A 12,222-nucleotide genomic window follows, 5' to 3' on the forward strand; every position below is an offset into this window, starting at 1 on the left:
GATGCCGCCCTTTTTTGTGCAAGAGCATTATGCAAAGCAGCAGCAACTTATTTCCTGTCGCCCTGATCAGCGCCGAACGGCGTGGTGATCTGAGCGAAGACGTGTATCGCTTGAAACCCGGCAACAGTCCCGACTGGTCCGTGGAAATCGCTGTGACCCGTTTGGGCATGGCCGATGACTCGACGCCTCGCGGTGTGCCGGTGATTCTGCTGCACGGCAGTTTTTCCAATCGGCGCTTCTGGTTCTCACCCAAAGGCCTGGGCTTGGGCGCATATCTGACGCGCCTGGGGTTCGACGTTTGGATTCCGGAGATGCGCGGCCACGGCCTGTCGCAGCGCAACGAGGAATACCGGCGCAATCGCGTGGCCGACTATGCCCGCTACGACCTGCCGGCGATTGCCGCGTTCGTGCGTGAGCAGAGCGGACAGGTGCCGCACTGGATTGGTCATTCGCTGGGCGGCATCACCCTGGCGGCGGCGCTCGGTGGCGAATACCTGGGCGAGCCGGCGGTAGCGTCGGCAGCGTTTTTTGGCACCCAGGTCAGCCGCACCTACTGGCCGCTGAAAATCCCGCCAGTGGAGTGGAGCGGGCGCTTTATCCTCAAGCGTTTTGCGCAATTGTCGGGTTCGCGTCTCAAGCGTGGCCCGGAAGATGAGCCGATCGGTCTGGCGCTGGAAAGCATGCGCTGGTACGGCTTGTTCGGTCGTTTTGGCGACAAGGACAAGGATTGGTGGGCGGGGCTGGCCGATGTTCAAGTGCCAGTGCTGGCGGTGACCGCAGCAGGGGATCATCAGGATCCGGCCTGGGCCTGTCGCAAATTGTTCGAGCAGATCGGCTCCGAGCACAAGCAGTTCATCAATCTGGGGCGCGAGCAGGGCTTCAACGATAATTTCGGCCATGTCGAGATGTTGGTGAGCAAAGCGGCGCAGACCGAGGTCTGGCCATTGGTGGCGCTTTGGTTGAACGATCAGCACACGCCATTGTTGGGCGAGAAGCCGGATCTGGCCGCTGCCGTGTGAGTGCGAAGGACTTGAAGGGATTTCGTTCGGGTTGGCTTGCGGCTAAGATATGACGCAATGTGCGGATCTGGTCATTTTTGGTGGCGGTTTAGCTATTACGTTTCAGGGTTTGTTCAGGTTCGTTCAGCGACCATGGGATGGACTAAGGTAAACAACGACCACCGAAACTCGTCTCCTCAGAACGCAGCATCCTTGATCGTTTTCCTTTTTACAGGAGTTTTTCGATGAACCATTACCTTACGCCTGATCTGTGCGACGCCTATCCGGAGCTGGTACAGGTGCTGGAACCGATGTTCAGCAATTTCGGCGGCCGTGATTCGTTCGGCGGCGAAATCGTGACCATCAAATGCTTCGAAGACAACTCGCTGGTCAAGGAACAGGCTGAACTCAAGGGCAGCGGCAAGGTGCTGGTGGTCGATGGCGGCGGTTCGCTGCGCCGTGCGCTGCTGGGCGACATGATCGCCGAGAAGGCGGCGAAAAACGGTTGGGAAGGGCTGGTGATATACGGCTGCATCCGTGACGTTGACGTCATCGCCCAGACCGATCTGGGCGTGCAGGCGCTGGCCAGCCATCCGATGAAAACTGAAAAACGTGGTATTGGCGACCTCAACGTCCCGGTGACTTTCGCCGGTGTGACGTTCCACCCGGGCCACTACATTTATGCGGACAACAACGGCGTGATCATCTCGCCGAGTCCGCTGAAGATGCCTGAATAAGCTTTTCGACAAAGGGATGCGGATGTTCGAGGAAGAAAACGCGCAGTGGGGGCTAGTGCATGCCCTGGTGCTGGACGGAAAAGGCGGTGCGCGTTCGATAGCCCGGACTGAGCTCGACGATTTGCAGCTGCAGGCCCATGAAAGCCTGTGGCTGCATTGGGATCGCAGCCATCCGCAGACCCAGACCTGGCTGCGCAAATCCAGCGGGCTCAATGAATTCACCTGTGATCTGCTGCTGGAAGAGAACACCCGGCCGCGCCTGTTGCCGCTGCCGGATGCCGAACTGTTGCTGTTTCTGCGCGGGGTCAATCTCAACCCGGGCGCCGAGCCGGAAGACATGGTCTCGGTGCGGATTTTCGCTTCTGCCCAACGGGTGATTTCCCTGCGTTTGCGCCCGTTGCGCGCCACCGATGAGCTGCTGGCGCAATTGGCCGACGGCAACGGCCCGAAAACCTCCTCCGAACTGATCCTTTATCTGGCGCAGTTCCTCACCAACAAGGTGCAGGATCTGGTCACTTGCCTCTCGGAAATCGCCGATGAGGAAGAAGAAAAGATGGATGCCGACGAACGGTATACTCCCGAGCATGGCGCCATTTTGCACATCCGTCGCCGGGCGGCCGGACTAAAGCGTTTTCTTGCACCGCAGCGGGATATTTTCGGACAACTCACGCGGATAAAACTGCCTTGGTTTGTCGATGACGATGCCGATTACTGGAACGAACTGAACAACAGTCTGACCCGCTATCTCGAAGAGCTCGAATTGACCCGAGAGCGCGTGGGGCTTGTGCTGGAGGCCGAAGACCGGCGCTTGAGCGAGCGTATGAATCGCACGATGTACCGCTTCGGGATCATCACCTGCATCTTTTTGCCGATGAGTTTTATCACCGGTTTGCTGGGTATAAACGTCGGCGGAATTCCGTTCTCCAGCAGCCCTTATGGTTTCCTGATTGCCTGTTTGACGGTGCTCGCCCTGGCCTTCGGTCAGTGGTGGTTATTCCGTCGTTTGCGCTGGGTATGAAGATGGCGCATGTGACCCGACCAAATCTGCCCGCGTCTTTCACAGACATCACGAGAGGTGCGTATGCACGATCCGTTTGAACAGTCTTTGCGCGACATGCTCAACGCTTCGCCGTCCAGCCGCGACGACGATGCGTGCCTGGGCCGCGTACTCAAAACCGCCAACCGCCAGGTTGGCGCCGGTGATCTGTTCAGCCTGCTGGGCCGCTGGCTGCCCGCGCTGATGATCGCCCTGAATAATGGATCGGCGCATGTCTCGCCGGTTTCCCGTCTTCGTAAACCTACCGCTCGCACTGCTGATAAGGCTGATTGAATATGGAACTTGATCTCTGGACTCAGAGCCTCGTCACGGCAATGACTGCGTTGTGGACCAAAGTCGCCAACTTCATCCCGAACCTGTTCGGCGCACTGGTCGTGCTGCTGTTGGGTTTCGTCGTGGCCAAGCTGCTCGATACCCTGCTGTCCAAACTGCTCGCCAAGCTCGGTCTTGATCGCCTGATGGGTGGCACCGGGCTGACCAAATTGATGTCGCGCGCCGGGTTGCAAGTTCCGATCTCGACCCTGATCGGCAAGATCGTTTATTGGTTCGTCCTGCTGATTTTCCTGGTTTCTGCAGCAGAATCCCTTGGCCTTGAGCGAGTTTCGGCTACGCTGGATATGTTGGCGCTCTATTTGCCGAAAGTATTCGGCGCGGCGCTGGTATTGCTGGTAGGTGTTTTGCTCGCGCAACTGGCCAACGGGCTGGTGCGCGGGGCGGCAGAAGGTGTGGGCCTGGACTACGCTTCGGGGCTGGGGCGAATTGCACAAGGGCTGGTGATCATCATCAGCATCTCGGTCGCGATCAGTCAGCTTGAGGTCAAGACTGACCTGCTGAACCATGTGATCGTCATCGTTTTGATTACCGTTGGTCTGGCCGTTGCGCTGGCCATGGGTTTGGGAAGCCGGGAAATTGCCGGTCAGATTCTTGCGGGAATCTATGTGCGTGAGTTGTATCAGGTTGGGCAACAAGTGCGTGTTGGCGAGGTCGAAGGCCAGATCGAGGAGATCGGCACGGTTAAAACCACATTGCTGACCGATGAGGGTGAGCTAGTCTCTCTTTCCAATCGGATCCTGCTGGAACAGCATGTGAGTAGCCGCTAATCCGGCAAACCCTGCTAATGTATGCCGCCGCAAAATGCCAGCTGATGCTGGTTGCGGCGGACATTGACCTGACTGTCGGCACGACTTGTTTTGAATAAAGCCCAAACGCTATCCACGCGCTACGACCCCCGCGAGCTCTCTGATGAGGAGTTGGTCGCGCGCTCGCATACCGAGCTTTTTCACGTAACGCGCGCCTATGAAGAACTGATGCGGCGTTACCAGCGAACATTATTTAACGTTTGTGCGAGATATCTTGGGAACGATCGCGACGCAGACGATGTCTGTCAGGAAGTCATGTTGAAGGTGCTGTATGGCCTGAAGAACTTCGAGGGGAAATCGAAGTTCAAAACGTGGCTCTACAGCATCACGTACAACGAATGTATTACGCAGTATCGGAAGGAACGGCGAAAGCGTCGCTTGATGGACGCATTGAGTCTTGACCCCCTCGAGGAAGCGTCCGAAGAAAAGGCGCCGAAACCCGAGGAGAAGGGCGGGCTTGATCGCTGGCTGGTGTATGTGAACCCGATTGACCGTGAAATTCTGGTGCTTCGATTTGTCGCAGAGCTGGAATTTCAGGAGATCGCAGACATCATGCACATGGGTTTGAGTGCGACAAAAATGCGTTACAAACGTGCTCTAGATAAATTGCGTGAGAAATTTGCAGGCATTGCTGAAACTTAGTTCAGCGCAAATATCTCTTACGTGTAGGCAAGTTCTGATAGACTTGCCGCCGAGTTGTCCCCCGGTTTGCGGGACTGCTTCACAATCACCAGATGGGGATTTAACGGATGAAACTGAAAAACACCTTGGGCTTGGCCATTGGTTCTCTGATTGCCGCCACTTCGTTCGGCGCTCTGGCACAAGGCCAAGGCGCAGTTGAAATCGAAGGCTTCGCAAAGAAAGAACAATTCGACAGCGCTCGTAACTTCAAGAACAACGGCAACCTGTTCGGCGGCTCGATCGGTTACTTCCTGACCGACGACGTTGAACTGCGTCTGGGCTACGACGAAGTGCACAACGTGCGTTCCGACGACGGTCGTAACATCAAGGGCGCTAACACCGCTCTGGACGCTCTGTACCACTTCAACAACCCAGGCGACATGCTGCGTCCATACGTATCGGCTGGTTTCTCCGATCAGAGCATCGGTCAGAACGGTTCCGGCGGTCGTGACCGCTCCACCTTCGCCAACGTTGGCGCTGGTGCCAAGCTGTACTTCACCGACAACTTCTACGCCCGTGCTGGCGTTGAAGCTCAGTACAACATCGACCAGGGCGACACCGAGTGGGCTCCTAGCGTCGGTATCGGTGTGAACTTCGGTGGCGGCTCCAAGCCTGCTGCTGCTCCAGTTCCAGCACCAGCTGAAGTCTGCTCCGACAGCGACAACGATGGCGTTTGCGACAACGTTGACAAGTGCCCGGACACCCCAGCCAACGTAACTGTTGACGCTGACGGCTGCCCAGCAGTTGCTGAAGTTGTTCGTGTTGAGCTGGACGTTAAGTTCGACTTCGACAAGTCGGTTGTGAAGCCAAACAGCTACGGCGACATCAAAAACCTGGCTGACTTCATGAAGCAGTACCCATCCACCACCACTACTGTTGAAGGTCACACTGACTCCGTCGGTCCTGACGCTTACAACCAGAAACTGTCCGAGCGTCGTGCAAACGCCGTTAAGCAAGTTCTGACCAACCAGTACGGTGTTGAATCGTCCCGCGTTCAGTCTGTTGGCTACGGCGAATCCCGCCCAGTTGCTGACAACAAAACTGAAGCTGGCCGCGCTGTAAACCGTCGCGTAGAAGCGCAGGTTGAAGCTCAAGCTAAGTAATTAGCTGCCGCTCTGAGAAAAGCCCGGCTTAGGCCGGGCTTTTCTTTGCCTGCGATTTGGCTTTGCAGCTTTAAAAAATCGCAGCCTTCGGCAGCTCACAGGACCAATGCAGATCCAAAGTAGGAGCTGCCGCAGGCTGCGATCTTTTGTTCTTCAACAACAGCCGCCACCGCCCCGATCACCAGAATCGCCGGGCTTTTCAATCCAAACGCACGCGCATCATCACTCATACTCGCCAGATCACTCCGGCATTCGCGCTGCTCTGGCAACGATGCATTCTCGATCATCGCCACCGGCGTATCCGCCACCATCCCGCCTGCCAGCAGTTGATCGCGAATCTCCCCAAGCTTGGCCACGCCCATATAAACCACCAGCGTCGTACCACCCTGCGCCAGCGCCTGCCAGTTCAACTGGCTGTCGTCCTGGGTGTGTGCAGTCACCAGCGTCACCCCGCGTGCCACACCGCGTAACGTCAGCGGAATATCGCACTGCGTCGCCCCGGCCAGCCCGGCGGTGATGCCATTGACCAACTCTACTTCGACGCCACGTTCACGCAGCCACTGCGCCTCTTCGCCGCCACGGCCGAAGATGCACGGATCGCCGCCCTTGAGCCGCACCACACACTTGCCATGGCGGGCATAGCGCAGCATCAACCGATGGATAAATGCCTGCGGCGTCGAACGGCAGCCGCCGCGTTTACCCACTGCAATGATGCGGGCGTCAGGGCAGTGTTCCAGCACCGCGTCGTTGACCAGATCATCGATCAGCACCACATCGGCCTCGCGCAGGGCGCGCACCGCTTTGAGGGTCAGCAGTTCCGGATCACCCGGCCCCGCGCCGACCAGCCAGACTTTTGCGTTCATGGTGTTTCCCTCATCAGATAACGGCGGCTGGCTGCACGTCGGCAGCCAGTAAGCGTTTTATTTCCGGGACGCACGAGCCGCATTGCGTGCCGCAGCCCAGTTGGTTTTTCAAGCCCTGCAGATCCAGGCCTTGGCGAATGCCGGCGCAGACCGCGTTGAGGCTGACGTTCTTGCAGTTGCACAGGGTTTTATCCACAGCCATTTGCGCCCCGACACTGCCCGGCGGCGCACTCATTGGCGCCAATAGCCAGCGCCGCAGTTGCTCATCCGCACGGCCTTCCAGCCACAACCCTTGCAGCCAATGCTGAGCGAGGGTTTCACCGGCTAACCGGATCGCAGTGATCCGGCCGTTTTCAATGCGCACGCGTTTGCCAATGGCGCGGCGAGGATCGTCATAAGCCAATACCGGGCCGTCGATCAGTGACAGGCATTGGTCGATTTCACCGAGCAATTGCGCATTCGGAGCTTCGCTGCTGGCCGCGCGTATGAGCAATGCCGATCGTTCACGTCCGACAAGGCTGAGACTCACGTAGGAAAATGCCTCACAGAGCGGTCGTAGCGTCTCGAAATGCCGTTGAACATCACCCTCGATCAGTGCGAAAAGTTGCCACGGCAGACTGACCGGCTCGAGGCGCACACCGTTGTGTTTGAGTTCCGGTTGCTTCGACAGCGGATCAAAGTCCGGCAGGGTCAGGCTGTTCACACCGCCCTTGAGAAAACGGTCGCCCCAGTGCATCGGCAGAAACGCTTGCCCCGGACGTACGCTGTCATCGCTGCCAACCGCGACGATTACCGCGCCGCGACGACTTTTAAGGTTGACCAGATCGCCCGGCTGCAAACGATGCCGGCGCATTTCGTCCGGGTGCAGGCTCAACACCGCTTCGCTGACATGCCCGAACAATTGCGCTGCCGTGCCAGTGCGGCTCATACCGTGCCATTGATCGCGCAAGCGGCCAGTGATCAACGTCAGTGGAAAGCGAGCATCGCGCTGCTCTTTAGCGGCGCGATACGGGTCGGATATGAATTGCGCGCGTCCGTTGGCGGTCGGAAAAATCCCGTCCTCGTACAGTCGTGGCGTTCCTTGCCGCGCTCCGACAGGGAAGGGCCATTGCTGCGGTCCGATCTCGTCGATCAGCGCGTGGCTGATCCCGGACATATCCAGATCCCGTCCACGGGTCAGCCCTTTGAATTCATCGAACAACTGCGCAGGTTGGTTAAACGTAAACAGGCTCGACTCAGCGGGACGCAGACGTTTCTCTAGACGTTGTGCGAAATCTATCGTGATCTCCCAGTCCGGCCGCGCCTCACCCGGTGGGAGGATGGCTTTACGCACGTGGGAAATGCGTCGCTCGGAATTGGTCACCGAGCCTTCTTTCTCGCCCCAACTGGCGGCAGGCAGCAGGAGATCGGCGAATGCTGCGGTTTCGGTGGTGCGAAAGGCTTCTTGCAGAACCACAAACGGGCAGGTCTCAAGCGCTGCTCGCACAGCATGTTGGTCCGGCATCGATTGCGCAGGGTTGGTGCAGGCAATCCACAACGCCTTGATCTTGCCGTTGCGCACTTGCTCGAACAGTTCGATGGCACTGAGACCGGTACTTTCCGGCAACCGATCAACGCCCCAATATGCCGCTACTTCGGCGCGATGTTCAGGGTTGGCCGCGTCTCGATGGCCCGGCAACAGATTCGACAAACTGCCCGTTTCGCGCCCGCCCATGGCATTTGGCTGACCGGTAAGGGAGAAAGGTCCTGCACCCGGACGGCCGATTTGCCCGGTAGCTAAATGCAGATTGATCAGTGCGCTGTTCTTCGCGCTGCCAGCGGTGGACTGGTTCAGGCCCATGCACCACAGCGACAGAAAACTCGGCGAGGTGCCCACCCATTCAGCGCACTGCTGCAGTTGCTCGACACTGATCCCGCACAGTTGCGAAACCATTTGCGGGGTGTAATCGCGCACCAGATTTTTCAAGTCGGCGAGGCCATCGGTGTGCGCCTTGATGAAGTCACGGTCGATCCAGTCTTCCCACAGCAACAGATGCAGAATTCCGTGAAACAACGCGACATCGGTGCCCGGCAGAATCGCCAAGTGCAGATCCGCGAGGTCGCTGGTGTCGGTACGCCGTGGGTCAATGACGATGACTTTCATCTGTGGGCGGCGGGATTTTGCCTCTTCCAGCCGACGGAAAAGTACCGGATGGGCGTAGGCCATGTTACTGCCGACGATCATCACGCAATCGCTGAGTTCCAGGTCTTCATAACTGCACGGAGGAGCATCGGCGCCGAGGCTGCGTTTGTAGCCGACCACTGCTGAAGACATGCACAGGCGCGAATTGCTGTCGATGTTGTTGGTCCCGACCAACGCCCGCGCCAGTTTGTTGAAGGCGTAATAGTCCTCGGTCAGCAACTGCCCGGAGATATAGAACGCCACGCTGTCCGGGCCGTGCTCGGCAATGGTCTCGGCGAACACGTTGGCAGCGTGTTCCAGTGCCGTATCCCAATCCGTTCGGCTGCGCGCCAGGCCTTTGCCCAGACGCAGTTCCGGGTACAGCGCGCGGGCTGCCAGGTCGCCGGTCAGGTGCAGGGTTGAGCCTTTGCTGCACAGTTTGCCGAAGTTGGCCGGGTGCGCCGGATCGCCGCTGACGCCGAGGATGCGCTCGCCGTCATGCTCGATCAGCACGCCGCAGCCGACCCCGCAATAACAGCAGGTCGAGGCGGTCGTCTGGCGGTTCATCAGATGGCGTCCCGCAGGGCCAGTTGCACACGACCGTTTTCGACCCGCGCCGGGTGATGGTGCGCGCAACCGATGTCCGGCGCCTGAGCTTCGCCAGATTCGAGGTCGATCTGCCAGTTGTGCAACGGGCAGGCCACACGTTTGCCGTAGATCAAACCTTGCGACAATGGTCCGCCCTTGTGCGGGCAGCGGTCGTCGAGGGCGAAAACCTCATCGTCGCTTGTACGAAAAATCGCGATGTCACCTTTCGGCCCGGCAATGATTCGCGAACCGAGGGCATTGATCTCGTCGAGGGCACAGATATCCAGCCAGTTCATGCCGGCACCTCCAGGTTTTTCACGGGAATTACGTCGAATTCTTTCTTCAGTTGCGGCTGCGCCAGACGCTCTTTCCAAGGGTCTTGCTCGAACGACAGAGAGAATTGCAGGCGCTCGTTCAGGGCCTTGCGACGCTCGGGGTCTTCGAGCACGGCTTTCTTGATGTGCTCCATGCCGACCCGTTGCAGGTAGTGCACGGTGCGTTCGAGGTAGAAGGCTTCTTCGCGGTAGAGCTGCAGGAACGCGCCGTTGTATTCGCGGACTTCCTCGGCGGTTTTCAGCTTGACGAAGAACTCGGCGACTTCGGTTTTGATCCCGCCGTTACCGCCGATGTACATCTCCCAACCGGAGTCGACACCGATAATTCCTACGTCTTTGATCCCCGCTTCCGAGCAGTTGCGTGGGCAACCGGAGACGGCGAGTTTCACTTTGTGCGGCGACCACATGTTGAACAGATCGTGCTCGAGCTCGATGCCCAGTTGCGTCGAGTTCTGCGTGCCGAAGCGGCAGAACTCACTGCCGACGCAGGTTTTCACGGTGCGGATGGATTTGCCGTAGGCATGCCCGGACGGCATGTCGAGGTCTTTCCAGACGCCGGGCAAGTCCTGCTTCTTGATGCCGAGCAAATCGATGCGCTGACCGCCGGTGACCTTGACCATCGGCACGTTGTACTTGTCGGCCACGTCGGCAATCCGCCGCAGTTCCGAAGGATTGGTCACGCCGCCCCACATCCGTGGCACCACCGAATAGGTGCCGTCCTTCTGAATGTTGGCGTGGGCGCGTTCGTTGATCAGGCGCGATTGCGGATCGTCCTTGGCTTCGCCGGGCCAAGTGGAAATCAGGTAATAGTTGAGGGCAGGGCGGCATGTTGCGCAGCCGTTCGGCGTGCGCCAGTTGAGGTAGCTCATGGTGCCGGCGATGGTCAGCAGATGTTGCTCGCGGATGGCCTGACGGATCTGCCCGTGATTGAGGTCGCTGCAACCGCAGATGGCTTTTTCGCTCTTCGGTTTGACGTCCGCCGCACCGCCGACGGTGTTGATCAGGATCTGTTCGACCAGCCCGGCGCAGGAGCCGCAGGAGCTGGCAGCCTTGGTATGTTTCTTCACCTCATCGACGCTGAACAGGCCGTGTTCCTGAATGGCTTTGACGATGGCGCCTTTGCACACGCCGTTGCAGCCGCAGACTTCGGCGGTGTCGGCCATGACCATGGCTTTGTCCTGGCCTTGATGTCCTACGTCGCCTAACGCATTTTCTCCAAACATGAGGTGATCGCGGATTTCGCCGATGGCGTGATTCTCACGAATCTGCCGGAAATACCAACCGCCATCTGCCGTATCGCCGTACAGACAGGCGCCGACCAGCACGTCATCCTTGATCACCAGTTTTTTGTACACGCCGCCAATCGGGTCGGAGAGGGTGATGGTTTCCGTGCCTTCGCCGCCCATGAAATCGCCGGCAGAAAACAGATCGATGCCGGTGACTTTCAATTTGGTCGAGGTCACCGAACCCTGATAACGGGCGAAACCCAGTTGTGCGAGGTGGTTGGCGCAGACCTTGGCCTGTTCGAACAACGGCGCGACCAGACCGTAGGCAATGCCGCGGTGGCTGGCGCACTCGCCGATGGCATAAATGCGCGGGTCGTAGGTTTGCAGCGTGTCGTTGACCAGAATCCCGCGATTGCACGGGATGCCGGCCTTTTCCGCCAATTCTGTGTTGGGACGAATACCGGCAGCCATTACCACCAGATCGGCGGGGATGATCTCGCCGTTCTTGAACTGCACCGAGCCGACCCGGCCATTGCCTGCGTCGTGCAGCGCCTGAGTCTGTTCGCACAGACGGAAGTGCAGGCCACGGGATTCAAGAGCGTTTTGCAGCAGTTGGCCGCTGGTTTTGTCGAGTTGACGTTCCAGCAACCACTCACCGATGTGCACCACGGTGACGTGCATGCCGCGCAGCATCAGGCCATTGGCGGCTTCGAGCCCGAGCAGACCGCCACCGATGACCACCGCGTGTTTGTGGGTTTTAGCGGTGTCGATCATTGCCTGGGTATCGGCGATGTCGCGATAGCCGATCACTCCGTGCAAGGTGTTGCCGGGGATCGGCAGGATGAACGGCGTCGAACCGGTGGCGATCAGCAGGCGATCGTATTCGGCTTCGGTGCCGTCCTCGGCGATCACCCGGCGTTTGACCCGGTCGATCTCCACCACTTTGCGGTTGAGCAGCAACTTGATGTTGTTTTCCAGGTACCAGTCGAGGTCGTTGAGCACGATCTCCTCGAAAGTCTGCTCACCGGCCAGCACCGGCGACAGCAGGATGCGGTTGTAGTTGGTGTGCGGTTCGGCGCCGAAGACCGTGATGTCGTACAGCTCGTTGCTCAGCTTGAGCAGTTCTTCGAGGGTGCGGACCCCGGCCATGCCATTGCCGATCATCACCAGTTTGAGTTTTTTCATCAGGTTCTCCGGGGAGCTGCGGCTGGCCTCTTGTGGGCAGTCAGGCCTTGCTCGAGAAATTTTGCGCAAACAAAAAAAGGCGTCCCGCTAGTTGCCTAGCGAGGACGCCTTTGTCCTGGTCCCGTTCTCTCGGGAAGCGCAGCCTTCGT

Annotated in this window: 11 protein-coding genes; 7 read left to right on the forward strand and 4 right to left on the reverse strand. The window is 58.7% G+C overall.

Features of this window, described 5'->3' with window-relative positions; all coding sequences use genetic code 11:
• The first annotated feature begins 29 nt into the window (after window positions 1-29).
• From AB4O11_RS17850 to AB4O11_RS17880, 7 genes are all read left to right on the forward strand, one after another.
• Entirely contained in the window at window positions 30-1,019 is a 990-nt protein-coding gene (locus AB4O11_RS17850) for an alpha/beta fold hydrolase (protein WP_093431775.1), read from the forward strand.
• A 224-nt stretch (window positions 1,020-1,243) separates the two neighbouring features.
• Window positions 1,244-1,735 carry a ribonuclease E activity regulator RraA gene (gene rraA / locus AB4O11_RS17855; protein ID WP_093431777.1) on the forward strand — a complete coding sequence of 164 codons (492 nt, stop codon included), beginning with the start codon at window positions 1,244-1,246 and terminating at the stop codon, window positions 1,733-1,735.
• A 22-nt stretch (window positions 1,736-1,757) separates the two neighbouring features.
• Entirely contained in the window at window positions 1,758-2,753 is a 996-nt protein-coding gene (locus AB4O11_RS17860; RefSeq protein WP_093431779.1) for a zinc transporter ZntB, read from the forward strand.
• A gap of 63 nt (window positions 2,754-2,816) precedes the next feature.
• Entirely contained in the window at window positions 2,817-3,065 is a 249-nt protein-coding gene (locus tag AB4O11_RS17865) for a hypothetical protein (RefSeq protein WP_008076827.1), read from the forward strand.
• 2 nt (window positions 3,066-3,067) lie between these two features.
• Window positions 3,068-3,892 (forward strand): mechanosensitive ion channel family protein, encoded by an 825-nt coding sequence (locus AB4O11_RS17870; RefSeq protein WP_007916401.1) that lies wholly within the window; start codon window positions 3,068-3,070, stop codon window positions 3,890-3,892.
• 90 nt (window positions 3,893-3,982) lie between these two features.
• Window positions 3,983-4,573, forward strand: a complete 591-nt coding sequence (gene sigX / locus AB4O11_RS17875; RefSeq protein ID WP_011333251.1) for an RNA polymerase sigma factor SigX — start codon at window positions 3,983-3,985, stop codon at window positions 4,571-4,573.
• A 107-nt stretch (window positions 4,574-4,680) separates the two neighbouring features.
• Entirely contained in the window at window positions 4,681-5,715 is a 1,035-nt protein-coding gene (locus AB4O11_RS17880; RefSeq protein WP_034152869.1) for an OmpA family protein, read from the forward strand.
• A gap of 95 nt (window positions 5,716-5,810) precedes the next feature.
• Here AB4O11_RS17880 and cobA read toward each other — a convergent pair whose 3' ends face one another.
• Genes cobA through nirB form a run of 4 tightly spaced genes read right to left on the reverse strand, consistent with a single transcriptional unit; the run spans window position 5,811 to window position 12,073 of the window.
• Window positions 5,811-6,578 carry a uroporphyrinogen-III C-methyltransferase gene (cobA, locus tag AB4O11_RS17885; protein WP_099758461.1) on the reverse strand — a complete coding sequence of 256 codons (768 nt, stop codon included), beginning with the start codon at window positions 6,576-6,578 and terminating at the stop codon, window positions 5,811-5,813.
• A 13-nt stretch (window positions 6,579-6,591) separates the two neighbouring features.
• Window positions 6,592-9,306, reverse strand: a complete 2,715-nt coding sequence (locus tag AB4O11_RS17890; protein ID WP_460127713.1) for a nitrate reductase — start codon at window positions 9,304-9,306, stop codon at window positions 6,592-6,594.
• Window positions 9,306-9,623 carry a nitrite reductase small subunit NirD gene (gene nirD / locus AB4O11_RS17895; RefSeq protein ID WP_016985592.1) on the reverse strand — a complete coding sequence of 106 codons (318 nt, stop codon included), beginning with the start codon at window positions 9,621-9,623 and terminating at the stop codon, window positions 9,306-9,308. The genes AB4O11_RS17890 and nirD overlap by 1 nt, the downstream gene beginning before the upstream one ends.
• Window positions 9,620-12,073 (reverse strand): nitrite reductase large subunit NirB, encoded by a 2,454-nt coding sequence (gene nirB / locus AB4O11_RS17900; protein WP_460090275.1) that lies wholly within the window; start codon window positions 12,071-12,073, stop codon window positions 9,620-9,622. Before nirB ends, nirD begins: the two co-directional genes overlap by 4 nt.
• Window positions 12,074-12,222 lie beyond the last annotated feature (149 nt).

The sequence above is a fragment of the Pseudomonas sp. H1_D05 genome (assembly GCF_054682705.1).

Bases quoted from the DNA above. Each gene is read 5' to 3' on its own strand.
- AB4O11_RS17850 (WP_093431775.1), top strand. From the start codon at position 30: ATGCAAAGCAGCAGCAACTTATTTCCTGTCGCCCTGATCAGCGCCGAA.
- rraA (WP_093431777.1), top strand. From the start codon at position 1,244: ATGAACCATTACCTTACGCCTGATCTGTGCGACGCCTATCCGGAGCTG.
- AB4O11_RS17860 (WP_093431779.1), top strand. From the start codon at position 1,758: ATGTTCGAGGAAGAAAACGCGCAGTGGGGGCTAGTGCATGCCCTGGTG.
- AB4O11_RS17865 (WP_008076827.1), top strand. From the start codon at position 2,817: ATGCACGATCCGTTTGAACAGTCTTTGCGCGACATGCTCAACGCTTCG.
- AB4O11_RS17870 (WP_007916401.1), top strand. From the start codon at position 3,068: ATGGAACTTGATCTCTGGACTCAGAGCCTCGTCACGGCAATGACTGCG.
- AB4O11_RS17880 (WP_034152869.1), top strand. From the start codon at position 4,681: ATGAAACTGAAAAACACCTTGGGCTTGGCCATTGGTTCTCTGATTGCC.
- cobA (WP_099758461.1), bottom strand. From the start codon at position 6,578: ATGAACGCAAAAGTCTGGCTGGTCGGCGCGGGGCCGGGTGATCCGGAA.
- AB4O11_RS17890 (WP_460127713.1), bottom strand. From the start codon at position 9,306: ATGAACCGCCAGACGACCGCCTCGACCTGCTGTTATTGCGGGGTCGGC.
- nirD (WP_016985592.1), bottom strand. From the start codon at position 9,623: ATGAACTGGCTGGATATCTGTGCCCTCGACGAGATCAATGCCCTCGGT.
- nirB (WP_460090275.1), bottom strand. From the start codon at position 12,073: ATGAAAAAACTCAAACTGGTGATGATCGGCAATGGCATGGCCGGGGTC.